The sequence below is a fragment of the Kitasatospora sp. NPDC088742 genome (assembly GCF_055584905.1).
This window is the reverse complement of the sequence record NZ_JBVJLD010000011.1, coordinates 136,445-152,757: the sequence shown is the minus strand read 5'-3', so window position 1 is coordinate 152,757 and position 16,313 is coordinate 136,445. Positions and strand designations below refer to the sequence as shown.

The 16,313-nt window shown below is 71.9% G+C and carries 12 protein-coding genes and 1 tRNA gene; 10 read left to right on the top strand and 3 right to left on the bottom strand.

Features of this window, described 5'->3' with window-relative positions:
* Positions 1–117: 117 nt before the first annotated feature.
* Genes ACZ6ZR_RS12370 through ACZ6ZR_RS12355 form a run of 4 tightly spaced genes read left to right on the top strand, consistent with a single transcriptional unit; the run spans position 118 to position 4,301 of the window.
* The gene (locus ACZ6ZR_RS12370) at positions 118–1,047 is read left to right on the top strand and encodes a branched-chain amino acid ABC transporter permease (protein WP_465642022.1); all 930 of its coding nucleotides are present in this window, start codon (positions 118–120) and stop codon (positions 1,045–1,047) included.
* 7 nt (positions 1,048–1,054) lie between these two features.
* Positions 1,055–2,740, top strand: a complete 1,686-nt coding sequence (locus tag ACZ6ZR_RS12365; RefSeq protein WP_465642021.1) for a branched-chain amino acid ABC transporter permease — start codon at positions 1,055–1,057, stop codon at positions 2,738–2,740.
* An 8-nt stretch (positions 2,741–2,748) separates the two neighbouring features.
* Positions 2,749–3,588, top strand: a complete 840-nt coding sequence (locus ACZ6ZR_RS12360) for an ABC transporter ATP-binding protein (protein WP_465642035.1) — start codon at positions 2,749–2,751, stop codon at positions 3,586–3,588.
* Positions 3,585–4,301: an ABC transporter ATP-binding protein gene (locus tag ACZ6ZR_RS12355; protein ID WP_465642020.1), complete on the top strand. Its 717-nt coding sequence runs from the start codon at positions 3,585–3,587 to the stop codon at positions 4,299–4,301. The genes ACZ6ZR_RS12360 and ACZ6ZR_RS12355 overlap by 4 nt, the downstream gene beginning before the upstream one ends.
* A 68-nt stretch (positions 4,302–4,369) precedes the next feature.
* Here the strand turns inward: ACZ6ZR_RS12355 and ACZ6ZR_RS12350 are convergent, their stop codons facing one another.
* Entirely contained in the window at positions 4,370–5,023 is a 654-nt protein-coding gene (locus ACZ6ZR_RS12350) for an ANTAR domain-containing response regulator (protein WP_465642019.1), read from the bottom strand.
* A 94-nt stretch (positions 5,024–5,117) separates the two neighbouring features.
* On the opposite strand from ACZ6ZR_RS12350, the gene ACZ6ZR_RS12345 reads away from it, so the two are divergent.
* Positions 5,118–5,200: transfer RNA gene (locus ACZ6ZR_RS12345), tRNA-Leu, on the top strand.
* A gap of 60 nt (positions 5,201–5,260) precedes the next feature.
* Here ACZ6ZR_RS12345 and pyk read toward each other — a convergent pair.
* Positions 5,261–6,691, bottom strand: coding sequence for a pyruvate kinase (pyk, locus tag ACZ6ZR_RS12340; RefSeq protein ID WP_465642018.1), 1,431 nt, complete (start codon positions 6,689–6,691; stop codon positions 5,261–5,263).
* 260 nt (positions 6,692–6,951) lie between these two features.
* Here pyk and ACZ6ZR_RS12335 point away from each other — a divergent pair, with 260 nt between their 5' ends.
* The 3 genes from ACZ6ZR_RS12335 to ACZ6ZR_RS12325 are packed head-to-tail and all read left to right on the top strand — an operon-like array spanning position 6,952 to position 10,242.
* Positions 6,952–8,028 (top strand): hypothetical protein, encoded by a 1,077-nt coding sequence (locus ACZ6ZR_RS12335; protein WP_465642017.1) that lies wholly within the window; start codon positions 6,952–6,954, stop codon positions 8,026–8,028.
* A gap of 8 nt (positions 8,029–8,036) precedes the next feature.
* A complete protein-coding gene (locus tag ACZ6ZR_RS12330) occupies positions 8,037–9,668 on the top strand; it encodes a substrate-binding domain-containing protein (protein ID WP_465642016.1) in 1,632 nt (543 codons plus the stop codon).
* Positions 9,655–10,242, top strand: coding sequence for a hypothetical protein (locus tag ACZ6ZR_RS12325; protein ID WP_465642015.1), 588 nt, complete (start codon positions 9,655–9,657; stop codon positions 10,240–10,242). Before ACZ6ZR_RS12330 ends, ACZ6ZR_RS12325 begins: the two co-directional genes overlap by 14 nt.
* 240 nt (positions 10,243–10,482) lie before the next feature.
* Here ACZ6ZR_RS12325 and ACZ6ZR_RS12320 read toward each other — a convergent pair whose 3' ends face one another.
* Complete coding sequence (locus ACZ6ZR_RS12320; RefSeq protein ID WP_465642014.1) at positions 10,483–13,296, bottom strand: LuxR C-terminal-related transcriptional regulator; 2,814 nt, start codon at positions 13,294–13,296, stop codon at positions 10,483–10,485.
* Between the two features lie 215 nt (positions 13,297–13,511).
* On the opposite strand from ACZ6ZR_RS12320, the gene ACZ6ZR_RS12315 reads away from it, so the two are divergent.
* A complete protein-coding gene (locus tag ACZ6ZR_RS12315; RefSeq protein WP_465642013.1) occupies positions 13,512–14,180 on the top strand; it encodes a helix-turn-helix transcriptional regulator in 669 nt (222 codons plus the stop codon).
* Positions 14,181–14,353: 173 nt separating this feature from the next.
* The gene (locus tag ACZ6ZR_RS12310; RefSeq protein ID WP_465642012.1) at positions 14,354–16,168 is read left to right on the top strand and encodes a bifunctional metallophosphatase/5'-nucleotidase; all 1,815 of its coding nucleotides are present in this window, start codon (positions 14,354–14,356) and stop codon (positions 16,166–16,168) included.
* The last annotated feature ends 145 nt before the right edge of the window (positions 16,169–16,313 follow it).

Genomic DNA, 16,313 nt, shown 5'->3' with positions numbered 1-16,313 from the left:
GGCTGACGCCGGGTCACCCAGCCACACGCGCAGCACCACGCAGCACCATGCAGCACCCGGGCGGGGGCGCCAACAGCACCCCCGCCCGTCCCATACCCCACACCACGGAGGCCTGCGGTGCACGAACTGCCGCAAAACCTGGCCAACGGCCTGATGCTCGGGCTGATGTACGGCCTGATCGCCGTCGGCTACACGATGGTCTACGGCATCGTCCAGCTGATCAACTTCGCCCACGGCGAGATCTTCATGGTCGGCGGCTTCGGCGCGCTGACCGCCTACCTGCTCCTGCCGTCCGGCACTTCGCTCTGGCTGGCCCTGCCCCTGATGATCGTCGGCGGCGTGATCGTCTCCGTCCTGGTCGCGACCGGCGCCGAGCGCCTCGCGTACCGGCCGCTGCGCACCGCTCCCAGGCTCGCACCGCTGATCACCGCGATCGGCCTCTCGATCACCCTCCAGCAGGTGGTCTGGCGCTTCTACCCCGACGCCAAGAAGGCCCGCACCTTCCCCCACTTCGAGGGCTCCGCCTTCGACCTCGGCTCCTTCACGCTCCAGCGGAACGACCTGTTCCTGCTGGTGGCCGCTCCGCTCTGCATGATCATCCTGGGCGCCTTCGTCCGGATGACCCGGACCGGCCGCGCGATGCAGGCCACCTCGCAGGACCCGGACACCGCCAAGCTGATGGGCATCAACACCGACCGGATCATCGTGGTCGCGTTCGCGATCGGCGCCGCCTTCGCGGCCATCGCCGCCGTCGCGCACGGACTCCGGTACGGCCAGGTCGAGTTCACCATGGGCTTCATCGCCGGCCTGAAGGCCTTCACCGCCGCCGTGCTCGGCGGCATCGGCAACATCTACGGCGCCATGCTCGGCGGCCTGGTGCTCGGCGTCGCCGAATCGCTGGCCACCGCCTACATCCAGCACGTCCCCGGCCTCGACCAGCTCGGCGGCGCCAGCTGGGCCAACGTCTGGGCGTTCGTACTCCTCATCGTCGTGCTCCTGGTGAGACCACAAGGTCTACTCGGCGAGCGCGTCGCAGACCGGGCGTGAGGCCGCTATGACCACCACCTTCCTCCCCGCTCCCGCCGCCCGCGCCGTCACGGCCGCCGGCGCCGTGCTCACCGCCGCCTCGTCCCTGCTCGCCTGGACCTGGACCGACGAGTTCCCCGGCGACCTCACGTACGACTTCTCCCCGGCCGGCCTGCAGTGGGTGGCCCTCGGCTCCGGCCTGGTGACGCTGCTCTTCGTGCTCGCCTCCTACGGCGTGCGCGGCCTGGGCTGGCTGGTCCCGGCCGGCTCCGCCTGGCCGCTGCGGCTGCTCTCGCTGGGCGCCGTGCTGAGCTCCTGGCTCTCGGTCGGGATGATCTCCTACCAGCTCGGCGGGCTGGCCAACCTGGAGCCCGGCGGCTGGATCGCCGCGGTCGGCTCGCTGCTGACCCTGGCCGCCTTCCAGCTGCCGGTGGACCGACGCGCCGTCAGCGCGCCGAAGCCGCTGAGCCCCTGGGCCGAGATCCTGGTCATCGTCGCCGTCTTCGCGGTCGGCCTGCTGCTCTTCGCCTTCGGCATCGGCGCGGAGAAGGAGCTGTTCTCCAGCTACCTGTTCGCCGTGGTGCCGAGCGCGATCGCGCTGGCCCAGGCCGGACTGCTGCGCCGCTTCAGCGACCTGACGGCCCGTCACCGGGCGGTCACCACCGGCGGTGCCTTCGCGGCCGCCGCGGCCTTCCCGTTCACCCAGTCCAGCGAGCTCTACATCCTGGTCGGGGTCAACATCCTGATCTTCGCCACCGTGGCGCTCGGCCTGAACGTCGTGGTCGGCCTCACCGGCCTGCTCGACCTCGGCTACGTCGCCTTCCTCGGTGTCGGCGCCTACGCCGCCGCCCTGGTCTCCGGCTCGCAGTTCTCGGTCTTCCGGGACTGGCAGGCGCCCTTCCCGCTGGCCGTGCTGATCGGCGCGGCCGCCGCCCTGGTCTTCGGCGTGGTGATCGGCGCCCCGACCCTGCGGCTGCGCGGCGACTACCTCGCCATCGTCACCCTGGGCTTCGGCGAGATCTTCCGGATCGCCATGAACAACATGGACGGCACCTCTGGCCCCAGCATCACCAACGGCCCGAACGGCATCGGCGCGATCCCCCAGGTCAACATCCTGGGCTTCGACTTCGGCCAGCCGCACGACTTCTTCGGCCTCGAGGTCGGCAAGTTCTCCAACTACCTGCTGCTGATGCTGGGCGTCACCGCCATCGTGGTGCTGGTCTTCAGCCGGGTCTCCGACTCCCGGATCGGCCGCGCCTGGGTCGCCATCCGCGAGGACGAGACCGCCGCCGAGGCCATGGGCATCAACGGCTTCCGGGTCAAGCTGATCGCCTTCGCGCTCGGCGCCACCCTGGCCGGCATGGCCGGCGCCGTCCAAGCACACGTGCAGAGCGCCGTCACCCCCGAGGTCTACGTCTTCGCCGGGCCCGTCCCGCCGAACTCGGCCTTCCTGCTCGCCGCCGTCATCCTCGGCGGCATGGGCACCATCAGCGGCCCGCTGCTCGGCGCCAGCCTGCTCTACCTGATCCCGGCCAAGCTGGAGTTCCTGAAGGACTACCAGCTGCTCGCGTTCGGCGTCGCCCTGATCCTGCTGATGCGCCTGCGCCCGGCCGGCCTGGTCGCCGGACGCCGCCAGCAGCTGGAGTACGAGAGCGCCGACATCCCCGCCCAGGCCACGCCCGGCGACACCGTCCTCACCAAGGCAGGGGCGTGAACACCCAGATGAGCACCACCACCACGACCGAGACGGTGCTGGACGCCCGCGGCGTCACCATGAAGTTCGGCGGCCTCACCGCCGTCAACAACGTGGACCTCACCGTCAACGCGGGTGAGATCGTCGGTCTGATCGGCCCCAACGGCGCCGGCAAGACCACCTTCTTCAACTGCCTGACGGGTCTTTACGTCCCCACCGAGGGCACCGTCAGCTACAAGGGCACCGTGCTGCCGCCCAAGCCGCACCTGGTCACCCAGGCCGGCATCGCCCGCACCTTCCAGAACATCCGGCTGTTCGCCAACATGACCGTGCTGGAGAACGTCCTGGTCGGCCGGCACAGCCGCACCAAGGAGGGCCTGTTCTCGGCCATCCTGCGCGGCCCCGGCTACCACCGGGCCGAGGCGGCCAGCCGCCAACGGGCCATGGAGCTCCTGGAGTTCACCGGCCTGGCGGCCAAGGCGGACCACCTGGCCCGCAACCTGCCCTACGGCGAGCAGCGCAAGCTGGAGATCGCCCGCGCGCTGGCCAGCGACCCCGGCCTGCTCCTGCTGGACGAGCCGACCGCCGGCATGAACCCCCAGGAGACCAACGCCGCCGAGGAGTTGGTGTTCGCCATCCGCGACCTCGGGGTCGCGATCCTGGTGATCGAGCACGACATGAAGTTCATCTTCAACCTCTGCGACCGGACGGCCGTCCTGGTGCAGGGTCAGAAGATCGTCGAGGGCGACAAGGAGACCGTCCAGGGCGACGAGCGGGTCATCACGGCCTACCTCGGCGCTCCCCTGGAGACGGCCACCGACACCGCCGGTACCACCAGCACCGACTCGCAGGCGGGAGACGCCGAATGACCGCTCTGCTCGAGGTCCAGGACCTCCGCGTCGCCTACGGCAAGATCGAGGCCGTCAAGGGCATCAGCTTCACCGCGAACCAGGGCGAGGTCACCACCCTGATCGGCACCAACGGCGCCGGCAAGACCACCACCCTGCGCACCCTCTCCGGCCTGCTCAAGCCGACCGGCGGCACCATCACCTTCGACGGGCAGCCGCTGGCCTCCGTCCCGGCGCACAAGATCGTCGCGCTCGGGCTGGCCCACTCCCCCGAGGGCCGGCACATCTTCCCGCGGATGACCATCGAGGAGAACCTCCTCCTCGGTGCCTTCCTCCGCAAGGACGGTGCCGGGATCGCCGAGGACGTGGAGCGCGCCTACACGCTCTTCCCGATCCTCGGCGAGCGCCGGAAGCAGGCGGCCGGCACGCTCTCCGGCGGCGAGCAGCAGATGCTCGCCATGGGGCGCGCCCTGATGTCCCGTCCGAAGCTCCTGATGCTGGACGAGCCCTCGATGGGCCTCTCCCCGCTGATGATGCAGAAGATCATGGCCACCATCGTCGAGCTCAAGGCGGCCGGCACCACCATCCTCCTGGTGGAGCAGAACGCGCAGGCCGCGCTCTCGCTCTCCGACCAGGGCTACGTGATGGAGATCGGCAAGATCGTGCTCACCGGCACCGGGCGTGACCTGCTCGGCAACGACGAGGTCCGCAAGGCCTACCTCGGCGAGGACTGACACCGCGTCACCACGAAGGCCCGCCCCTCCGAGGAGGGGCGGGCCTTCGGCGTACGGACGGTCGGGGCTCAGCCCTCGGTGGCCTCGGCCTTCTTCTTGTCCTGGGCGACGCCCTCCTCGATCACGGCCTCCGCCACGGCGGCCATGGTCATCCGGCGGTCCATCGAGGTCTTCTGGATCCAGCGGAAGGCTGCCGGCTCGGTCAGCCCGAACTTGGTCTGGAGCACGCTCTTGGCCCGGTCCACCAGCTTCCGGGTCTCCAGGCGCTGGGTGAGGTCGGCGATCTCCTCCTCCAGCGTCCGCATCTCGGTGTAGCGGGAGACCGCCATCTCGATCGCGGGCACCAGGTCGCTCTTGCTGAACGGCTTCACGATGTAGGCCATCGCCCCGGCGTCCCGGGCCCGGTCCACCAGCTCGCGCTGCGAGAACGCGGTCAGCATCAGCACCGGCGCCAGGTGCGCCTCGTGGATCTGCTCCGCAGCCGACAGCCCGTCCAGCACGGGCATCTTGACGTCCAGGATGGCCAGGTCGGGCCTCAGCTCCTCGACCAGCTTCAGGGCCGTCGCACCGTCACCGGCCTCACCGACGACGGTGTATCCCTCCTCCTCGAGCATCTCCTTCAGGTCGAGGCGGATCAGCGCCTCGTCCTCGGCGATGACAATTCGGGTGATCTGGGGCGAGTCGATGTCAAGCGGCTGTGCCTGCTCGTCGGCGGTGCTCACGGGGCTCCTCGTTCCGGCGGGGTGCTGCAGGGCACGAGCCTACCTAGCTGCACCAGAAGGCGCGCACAGGGTATCCTTCTGAGCGCTCACCCTCGCCGGGTTGGTGGAATGGCATACACGGATGTCTCAAACACATCTGCCCGAAAGGGCTTGCGGGTTCGAATCCCGCACCCGGCACCCCAAAGAACGGGGCGCGGCCCACCGGCCGCGCCCCGTTCGTCAGTTGTCGAGCCGGCGTCAGTTGTCGAGTTCGCCCACGTGGTGGACGCGGACCAGGTTGGTGGAGCCGGCCAGGCCGGGCGGGGAGCCCGCCGTGATGACCACGATGTCACCCTTCTGGCAGTGGCCCAGCGAGAGCAGCGCGGCGTCCACCTGGGCGACCATCTCGTCCGTGGTGGCCGCGAACGGGCCCAGGAAGGTTTCGGCACCCCAGGTGAGGGCGAGCTGCCCCTGGACGGCGGGCTCGTAGGTGAACGCCAGGACCGGGATGGGCGAGCGGTAGCGGGTGAGCCGGCGGGCGGTGTCGCCGGACTGGGTGAAGGCGATCAGGTACTTGGCGCCCAGGAAGTCACCGATCTCGGCCGCCGCGCGGGCGACGGCGCCGCCCTGGGTGCGCGGCTTGTTGGAGTCGGTGAGCGGCGGGAGCCCGGCCGCGAGGACGTCCTCCTCGACAGCGGTGATGATCCGGGCCATGGTGCGGACGGTCTCGACCGGGTACTTGCCGACGGAGGTCTCGCCGGAGAGCATCACCGCGTCGGTGCCGTCCAGGACGGCGTTGGCCACGTCGGAGGCCTCGGCCCGGGTGGGCCGGGAGGCGTTGATCATCGAGTCGAGCATCTGGGTGGCGACGATGACCGGCTTGGCGTTCCGCTTGGCCAGCTTGACGGCCCGCTTCTGCACCAACGGCACGTCCTCCAGGGGCATTTCGACCCCCAGGTCGCCGCGGGCGACCATGATGCCGTCGAAGGCGTCGACGATGGACTCGAGGTTCTCCACCGCCTGCGGCTTCTCGATCTTGGCGAGGACGGGCACCGACCGGCCCTCCTCCGCCATGATCCGGCGGACGTCCTCGGCATCGGCCCCGCTTCGCACGAACGAGAGGGCGATGAGGTCGGCACCGGTCCGGATGGCCCAGCGCAGGTCGGCGACGTCCTTGTCGCTGAGCGCGGGCACCGAGACGGCGATGCCGGGGAGGTTGAGTCCCTTGTGATCGGAGATCAGCCCGCCCTCCAGGACGGTGCAGCGGACCCGGGGGCCGGCCACCTCGGTGACCTCCAGGCAGACCCGGCCGTCGTCGACCAGGATGCGTTCACCGGGCCGGACGTCGTCGGCCAGCCCGAGGTAGGTGGTGCCACAGGTGTCGCGGTCCCCGACCACACCCTCCTCGACGGAGATGGTGAACTCGTCGCCGCGTTCGAGGAGTACGGGACCTTCGGCGAAGGTGCCCAGTCGGATCTTCGGGCCTTGGAGGTCGACCAGGACCCCGATGCTGCGGCCGGTCTCCTCGGCGGCCTTGCGGACCCTGCGGTAGCGCTCCTCGTGTTCTGACTGGGAGCCGTGGCTGAGGTTGAAACGGGCGACGTCCATACCGGCGTCGACAAGGGCTTTGATCTGCTCGTATGAGTCGGCGGCAGGCCCGAGGGTGCAGACGATTTTTGCTCGGCGCATGGCTGAGAGCCTAAACATTACCGGTACGTAACTTCGCCGTTCCGGCCGACTGCACCGTGGCAGTTGTCGAACGATTCGGTGAACGGAGTGACACGTCGTTAGTTCTCCCACCGTGAGCCCGAGTTGGTACTGACACACCGAGACCGATGCGGTTCCGTGAAGGCTTGTTCACCTCCGGTTCACCCCGGGTTCGGGCACCGCTCCCGGCCGGGCGGGAATCTCAAGGTCCTGAAGTGCCGCTGGTGGGGGAAGGGTTGGCGATGAGACGAGTCATCGGCGTACTTGCGGCGCTGGTGCTGCTGGGCGGGGTGGCGTACGCGGTGCTCCGTCCGGATCCCGGGCCGAAGCTCACCGAAGTGCGGATCCTGATCGGTTCGGAGAAGGCGGAGTTCTTCAACGACCCCGTCGTGGCAGAGGAGTTCAGGGCCAAAGGCTTCGAGGTGAAGAGCCAGACCATCGGCTCCTGGTCGATGGCGAGCGCGAACCTGGACGGCTACGGGATGGTCTTCCCGGCCAGCCGGGGCCCGGCCCTGGAGGTCGCCAAGAAGCAGGGCATCACCACCGAACCGGTCCAGCCGTTCTACTCGCCGCTGGTGGTCATCGCGCACGACAAGGTGGCCGACCTGCTGGTCGAGAAGGGGTACGCCACCCACCAGGAGGGCAAGCCCTGGAAGCTGGACATGGCCAAGTACCTGGACGCCGTGGGCAACGACGTGCGGTGGGACCGGATCAAGGAGCCGCAGGTCATCCCGGAGCTGGCCGGGGACCTGTTCGTGACCAGCACCGACCCGGCCACCTCCTCCTCGGGGGCGCTCTACCTGGCCGCGGCCGCCTATGTGAAGAACGGCAACCGGGTGGTCTCCGACACCGCCGGGGAGCAGGCGGTCGCCCCGCTGCTGCGCAAGCTGACGGCCAAACAGGGCGGCCAGAAGACCAGTTCGGACGGCCCGTTCAAGGACTTCCAGAGCGGGGTCGGCAATCCCCTGGTGCTGGCCTACGAGTCCCAGGTGGCCTCGCTGGTGGCGCACGGGACCACGGCGACGGACCTGGTGGTGCTCTACCCGGACACCACCGTCACGAGTGACCACACGGCGGTCAGCTTGACGCCCGACGGGCAGAAGATCGCCGAACTGCTTCGGGACGACCCGAAGTTGATCAACCTGGCGGCCCTGCACGGCTTCCGCCCGCAGGCCGACCCGGGAGCCTTCTCCCGGGTGGTCAAGTCGCCGAATCCGAGGCTGGTCTTCGTGCCGGGCCTGGCCGAGGCCGGGATCGTCCAGGCACAGCCGCCGACGGTCGAGGTGCTGGCCCGGCTGGTCGACGCCGCCAAGAAGTGAGGCAGAGGATGAGGGGGGACGGGGTGCTGCGACGGATCGCGCCCGCCGTGCTGGCGTTGGCGCTGGCCGGGACGGGCTGCACGAGTGAGGGCGGGAACGGCGGCGGCGGGACGGAGCAGCCGAAGGACGGCGTGCTCCGGGTCCTGGCGGGGAGCGAACTCCAGGACATGGCGCCGGTGCTGGCCGACGCCAAGGCCTCGACCGGGGTGAAGGTGGAGTTCACCTGGTCCGGTTCGCTGGACGGGGCCGACACGGTGGCCTCGGGGCAGGCGGACGGCAAGTACGACGCGGTCTGGTTCCCGTCCAACCACTACCTGCGGCTGGACGAGGCGGGGAAGGGCAAGCTGCTCTCCGAGACGCCGGTGATGAGCTCGCCGGTGGCGGTCGGGGTGCGGTCCACCATGCTGAGCGAACTGGGCTGGGGGGACGGCTCGCAGGTCACCTGGGGGAAGATCGGCGAAGCGGCGGTCGCCGGCAAGCTCAGCTACGGGATGGCCGACCCGTCCCGCTCCAACTCCGGCTTCTCCGCGCTGGTCGCGCTGGCCTCGGCGTTCTCCGGGGCCGGCTCGGCCCTGTCGGACGCCGACGTGGCCAAGGCCGCACCGCAGTTGAAGCAGTTCTTCAGCGGGCAGAAGCTGACCTCGGGCTCCTCGGGCTGGCTGGCCGAGGCCTACCAGAAGGCCGCCAAGCAGAACGAGACCCGGGTCGGCGCCCTGGTCAACTACGAGTCGGTGCTGCTCTCGATGAACCGCACCCTGCCCGCCGAGGACCGGCTCACGGTGGTCCGGCCGGTGGACGGGGTGGTCTCGGCCGACTACCCGCTCACCCTGCTGGCCTCGGCCGGCAAGCCCGCCCAGGACTCCTTCCAGCGCCTCGGCCGGTACCTGCTCGACCCCAAGGCGCAGCAGCGGATCACCGAGGAGACCCTGCGCCGCCCGGTGACCACCGGGGTCGCGCCCGCCGCCGGGCTGCCCGCCGACCGGCGCCGGGAGCTGCCGTTTCCGGGCACCCGGGCGGTGGCGGACGGGCTGCTGTCGGCCTATCAGAACGAGCTGCGCCGCCCGTCCCGGACGGTGTACGTGCTGGACACCTCGGGCTCGATGAAGGGGCCCCGGCTGGACTCCCTGAAGGCCGCGATGGCGCGGCTGACGGGGGCCCAGGACCCGCGCGGGCAGCGGCGGTTCCGCCAGCGCGAGGAGGTGACGGTGGTCGAGTTCGCCTCGGCGGTGAAGTCGGAGCGGACGTACCGGATCCCGGCCGGGCCGCCGGAGGCCGAGCTGGCCCGCATCCAGCAGGAGGTGCAGGGGCTGGCGGCGGACGGCGGCACGGCGGTGTACAGCAGCCTGAAGGAGGCCTTCGAGCTGGTGGGCCGTCAGCGGGCGGCGAGCGCGGACGACCGCTTCACCTCGATCGTGGTGATGACGGACGGGGAGAGCAACGAGGGGCTCAAGGACCAGGAGTTCCGCTCCTGGTACGGCGGGCTGACCGGGGCCGCCCGGGCGGTGCCGGTCTTCCCGATCCTGTTCGGCGACGCGGCGACGGGGCAGCTCCAGGGCATCGCGGACCTGACGGGCGGAAAGCTGTTCGACGGACGGGGCTCGCTGGACGGGGCGTTCGAGGAGATCCGTGGCTATCAGTGACCGGCTGCTGCGGTACCTGGAGTCGCCGCGCAACCTGATCGGCTGCGCGGCGGGCACGGGCGGCCTGGCGCTGTACTTCGCGGGGGCGGCCGGGCCGTGGTGGCCGGCCGTCGTCGCGGGGCTGTACGGGGCGGGCGCGCTGCTCGCCCCCCGGCGCTGGCCCTGGGACCGGACCGGGGGCATCCCCGAGGTGGAGCCCGGGGCCGGGGCGGGGGCGGGTGCCGGGGCGGTCACACCGCAGCCGGTGCCACAGCCGGTGCCACAGCCCCTGCCGAGGCCCGCGTCGAAGCCGCCGCGGCCCAAGGCGCTGCCCTCGGAGCTGCGGGCCGAGCTGGCGGTGCTCCGGGAACGGGCGGCCGCCATCGGGCTGCCCTCCTCGGTGGACGCGGACGGGCTGTTCGCGGCGCTGGCGAAGGCGGAGGCCGGGCAGGCGCGGCAGGTCCTCGTCCGGGAGCTGCCGCTCGCCCTGGACGGCTACGTCCGGGCGCGCAGCTGGGAGACGCTGGTCCCCGGCGGGGTCGACCCGACGGCAGCGCTCAAGGCGGAGCTGGAGCGCCTCGCCGGGCTGCTCTGAGGCCCACCCCCGCCGGGGGCCGTGCCCGGGTGGGGGTGATGACGGGGGCTCAGGTTACTGCCCGGTTGCCCTTACGGACACTCCCACTCGTCCCCCTGTGGTGACCGTCCGGCCCTGGTGTCCCACCCGTCGCTCCCGGCAGGCTGGACCTCACCAGCCGACCGGAGAGGACCACCCCAGGTGACCGCCGCCCCACCGCATCCGCCGGTGCCGACGGCCACCTCCCCCGGACGGCCCCGCTCACTCCTGCGGCCGCTCCAGCACTCCCGCCAGCTCGGCCCGCCGCTTGATGCCCAACTTCCGGAAGCTGTTGGTCAGGTGGGTCTCCACCGTGCGCAGCGCCAGGTGCAGCAGCTCGGCGATCTCCGGGTTGGAGTTGCCCTCCGCCGCCAGCCGGCAGACCCGCTGCTCGCCGGCGGTCAGCGCGCCCGCGCCGGTCTGCCGCTGCCGGTCGGGCCGTGCCCCGGAGGCCAGCAGCAGGTCGGCCGCCGCGGCGCGCATCCGCACCGCGCCGATCCGCTCTGCCCGGCTGACCGCCTCGCGGAGGGCCTCCCGGGCAGCCGCGCGCTGTCCGCTGCCGCCGAGCAGCCCGCCGAGGGTGGTCAGCGCCGGGATCAGTTCGACGTCCAGCCCGTCCGCGCGCAGCAGCCGCACCGCCTCCTGGACGGTGGCCAGCCCCTGCCGTCCGCCGGTCGCGGCGCCGAGCACCCGCAAGGCCCGGCCGACGGTCCGCGGGGTGTCCCAGATGCGGGCCAGCCGGAGCTCCTCGGCGGCGAGTTCGGCCGCCGGGCCGACCTGGCCGAGCAGCAGGTGGCAGTCGGCGGCGGCCGAGCGCCAGGGGGTGACGATCGGGCTCAGCACCTGGCGTTCCAGCTGGCGGCGGCCGCAGTCCAGCAGGTCGGCCAGCGCCTCCTCGGCCCGTCCGTCGGCGAGCCGCAACAGGCCCCGGGCGTAGACGAGTTCGTTCATCTCCCAGGAGGACGGGCCGCTCGGCGGGCTGTCCTCGAAGCCGGCCGCGACCAGCTGCCTGGCCTGCACCGGGTGGCCGGTCTCGCAGAGCGCGATCACGGCCTGGGAGGTGAGGTGGGCGTTGCCGAGGGTCAGCACCCCGCGCTGGTCCGAGGCGGCGGCCAGCTCCTGCAGCATCAGCGAGAACTGACCGCGCATCATCCGGCTCTCGGCCCGCACGCTGAGCAGGCACTGGTAGGCCGGGTGGAGCTTGGCGCCCCGGTGCGCGGTCAGGCCCTCGGCGACCAGCCGGTCGGCCAGGTCCAGCCGGTCGGCCCACTGGGCCAGTGTGGCGGCCGAGGCGGTGAGGTAGCTGGCGGAGAAGCTGTCCATCGGCTGGGCGGTCAACTCGACCACCCGGCGGGAGACTTCGGCCGCCGAGAGGCGTCCGCTGGTGGAGTCGAACTCGGTCAGCAGGCTGTACGCGGCCGGGGCCACGCCGGTGGCCGAGCGGGCCTCGATCCGGCGTACGCCGTCCACCACCTGGAGCCAGCTGTCCCCGTCGTGGGAGGCGATCATCGCGGTGGCGGCGTGCACCGCGTGCGCCAGGTCGGCGCGGTCGGCGAAGCGTTCGGCCAGGTCCTCCAGGACGTCCAGGGCGGCGGCGGTCTCGCCCCGGCCGGCCAGGGCGACGCCCAGCGCGTTGGCGGCCTCGAAGACCGCCTCGTCGGACTGGTGCAGCCGGACCGCCTCGGCCAGGTGGCGGGTGCCGTTGACGGACTCCGGCGGGCCCAAGGTGACTTCCAGGCAGCCGAGTTCGACCAGCACCGAGCCGCGGCGGCACTGGCTGAGCGGCTCCCGCAGCGCGCGCCGCAGCAGCCGGACGGCGTACTCGCGGTCCCCGTCGCGCAGGATCTGCCGGGCTGTGCCGATCAGCACGTCGGCGGCCCACTCGGCGCCGCAGACCTCGGTGCGCAGCAGCTGTTCGGCCACCAGGTCGTCCGGCTCGCCGCGGCCGTAGAGCAGGGTGGCGACGCCCCGGTGCAGTTCGGCCCGGCGCTGGTCGCTCCAGCCGGCCAGCAGGGCGGCGGCCAGCCAGGGGTGGGCGTACTCCGGCAGGGCGTCGCCGCGGGCGGGGCGCAGCAGGCCGATGGTCTGCAGGCCCTGCAGCCAGCCCGGGAGCCAGCTGGAGAGGCCGGCGTCCTCGGACGGCCCGGTGTGCTCCGGGTGGCCGGGGCAGCCCGGCTGGGCGGCGACCAGGTCGGCCAGGCCGACCGAGCCGGTGCGGGTGCCGCTGAGCTGGGCCAGTGTGCGGGCGGCGGTGGCGGCCGGTTCGCCGACGCGGTCGAGCCAGTGGCCGACGGCCTCGCGGAAGGCGGCGGTCGGCACCGGGCCGAGCTCGTCGCCGACCGGGCGGCCGTCCGGGCAGGTGAGCGCGGTGAGCAGCAGCGGCAGTCCGGCGGTGGCCCGGTGGCACTCCTGGGCCAGGCGGTCCGAAACGGGCCGGTCGAGCCGGTCGCCGAGCAGGGCCGCGGTGCCGGCCGGGCTGAGCGGGGCGAGGCGGCGGGTCTGCAGCACGGCGGCGGGCAGCCCGGCGCCGAACGGCGGCCTGCGGTCGGCCGCCCCCGGTTCCCGGCGCTCCGTCACCACCAGCAGCACGGGCAGCTGGTGGAGCCGGCGGGCGAGCTGGCGCAGCCAGTCGGCGGAGGCCGGGTCGGCGTGCTGCACATCGTCCACCAGCAGCAGCAGCGGGCGCCGCACGGCGGTCTCGCGGAGCACCTCCCAGGGGGTGCGGCCCTCCTCGTCGGGACCGAAGTCCGGCCCGGAGCCACCGAGTTGGCGGGCCACCGCGTACGGGTGTCCGGTCTCGTCGGGGGCACAGGCGGCCCGGCGCACCGTCATGCCCCAGGAGACGGCCGGGTCCGCCACGGCGTCCAGCAGGGCGCTGCGGCCGATCCCGCTCGGTCCGGTGAGCAGCATCAGGGTGCCGGTGCCGTGCCGGGCCAGGTCGGCCAGCCGGGCCGCCTCGGCCAGGACGGCCTGACGTTCGGTCAGACCGGCCTCCGCCGGGGCCATCACCCCGGCGGCGGTGCCACCGCTGCGCATCGCTTCCCCTCCCAGTGCCGCTCTCGCTTCATTCCACGTGTCGACGCCCTGCCCCGGACCCCCCGAACGACCACTTCGTGGTGTGACCTTCGTCTCACCTGACGGATCTCGTGGTGGACCACGATGGTCACCCCCGGGCCCCCACGGTGAGCATGTGACCAGTCGGGAGGGGCCAGGGCTTCGCCGTTCCCGCATGTCAGGGCACCCGACGAGGCATGAGGCAGGCCACCGTGACGATCCAGTTCGCCGACGAGACACTGCGGCACACCGCCGTGGTCCAGGTCGCGATCCATGCGACCGACCCCATCTCCTACGCGGGAGCCGCCAGCCAGCTGCGCGCCTGCGGTGACCTCCAGGTGGTCTCCGAGGCCGGGCCCGGCACGGTCACCGTGGTGGTGGCCGAGACGGTGGACAACGCGGTCACCGGGACCATGCGGCGGCTGGTGCACCGCGACGGCAGCCGGGTGGTCCTGGTGGTGGAGCAGATCCGGGAGGCCGACCTGCTGGAGGCCGTCGAGTGCGGGGTCTCCGCCATACTGCGACGGCGCGAGGCCACCGCGGAGCGGCTGGGGCAGGCCGTGCTGGCCGCCGCGCGCGGCGAGGGCGACCTGCCGGGCGACCTGCTCGGCCGCCTGATCGCCCAGATGGGCCGGCTCCAGCGCAGCGTCCAGGGCCTGCCCGGCTACGCCCCGCCCGGCATCTCCGAGCGCGAGTCCGACATCCTCCGCCTGATCGCCGAGGGCTGGGACACCGGCGAGATCGCCGGCAAGCTCTCCTACTCCGAACGGACCGTCAAGAACGTCCTGCACGGCCTGACCACCCGCCTCAACCTCCGCAACCGCGCCCACGCCGTCGCCCACGCCCTCCGCGAGGGTTACATCTAAGCCGTACCGGTACTCCCTGCCGCCACAGGGGTACGGGTTTCATGTGCGGGTCTTTCAGCGCTCACCTGTTGGAAACGTGTTGGGGGGTGTTCGCGGGCGGGTTTTGCGTGCAGACTTCTACGCGCGTCACCGCCTGCCTGCTGACGCCCCGTTCGTTCACGTTGGAGCCCTACATGCCCCTGAACCGTCGTGACTTCGTCGCCCGGACGGCCGTCACCGCCGCCGGTGCCGCCCTGGTCGGCGGCCTGCCGATGGCCACCGCCACCGAGGCTGCGGCCGCGCCCGCCGAGCAGCGCGGGCGCGAGAAGAAGAAGCAGACGTTCACCGTGATGGGCACCACCGACCTGCACGGCCGGGTGCTGAACTGGGACTACTTCACCGACGCCGAGTACGACGACAAGGCGCACAACGACGTCGGCCTCGCCAAGATCGCCACCCTGGTCAAGCAGATCCGCGCCGAGAAGGGCTGCGAGCGCACCCTGCTGATCGACGCCGGCGACACCATCCAGGGCACCCAGCTCGCGTACTACTACGCCCGGGTCGAGCCGATCACCGGTAAGCGCGCGCCCAAGCACCCGATGGCCGTGGCGATGAACGCGCTGGAGTACGACGCCGCCGCGCTGGGCAACCACGAGTTCAACTACGGCATCCCGCTGCTGCGCGCCTTCGAGCGCCAGCTCGACTTCCCGCTGCTGGGCGCCAACGCGCTGGACGCGAAGAACGAGCGCCCCGCCTTCCCGCCGTACGTGATCAAGGAGCTGCACCTCGGCCACGGCCGGGCGCTGCGGGTCGGCATCCTGGGCCTGACCAACCCCGGCATCGCGATCTGGGACAAGGCCAACGTGGCCGGGCAGATGGTCTTCCCGGGCATCGTCGAGCAGGCGAAGAAGTACGTGCCGCGGCTGCGTTCGGCCGGTGCCGAGGTGGTCGTGGTGGCCGCGCACACCGGTGCGGACGAGCCGAGCTCCTGGGGCGACCAGCTGCCCTGGGGCGAGAACGTCGCGGCCGAGCTGGCCGCCGCCGTGCCGGGCATCGACGCGGTGCTGGTCGGCCACGCGCACAAGGAGATCCCGCAGCGCCTGGTGACCAACCGGGAGACCGGCAAGACGGTCGTGCTCTCCGAGCCGCTCGCCTGGGGCCAGCGCCTGACCTGCTTCGACTTCGAGGTGGAGTTCGAGCGCGGCCGGTGGAACGTCACCTCGGTCTCCTCCCGGGTGCTCAACTCCAACACCGTGCCGGAGGACCGGGAGATCGTCCGGCTGATCGACGCCCAGCACAGGAAGACGGTCGCCTACGTCAACCAGGTGATCGGCACCTGCAAGACCGAACTCTCCATCGCCGAGGCCCGGTTCAAGGACGTCCCGATCATCGACCTGATCGGCCGGGTCCAGGTGGACACCGTCAAGGCCGCCCTGGCGGGCACCTCGTACGCGGCGCTGCCGGTGCTGGCGCAGGCCGCGCCGTTCAACCGCACCGCCGTGATCCCGGCCGGCACCGTCAAGCTGCGCGACGCCGCCGGGCTGTACATCTACGAGAACACCCTGGAGGCCCGGGTCCTGACGGGTGCCCAGGTCAAGGACTACCTGGAGTACTCGGCGAAGTACTTCGCCCAGCTCGGCGCGGCCGACCCGGTCAACCTGGACACCCTGACCAACCAGGCCAACACCCCGGACTACAACTACGACTCGGTCTACGGCGTCTCCTACGACATCGACCTGACCCGGCCGGTCGGCTCCCGGATCGTCAACCTCAGCTACAACGGCGCCCCGGTCGACCCGGCCGCCCAGTTCGTGCTGGCGGTCAACAACTACCGGGCCAACGGCGGCGGCAACTTCCCGCACGTGGCCAAGGCCACGGTCGCCTGGTCGAACTCCGAGGAGATCCGCCAGACGATGATCACCTGGGTGAAGGCCAAGGGCGTCATCGACCCGGCCGAGTTCGGCGGCGGCACCTGGCGCCTGGTCCGCGGCGGCGTCCCGCTGTTCTGACCGGGCCCGAACCGGGCATGTACGAGTCGGGGGCCCCCGGCCCCCGGGCCCCCCCCCCCGGTTAGCCCGCCCGGGGCGGACGTTGATGCCGGACGGGGGACGGGGGGTGGGGGCCCTCCGGATGCAGTGGGGGCACTCCGACATC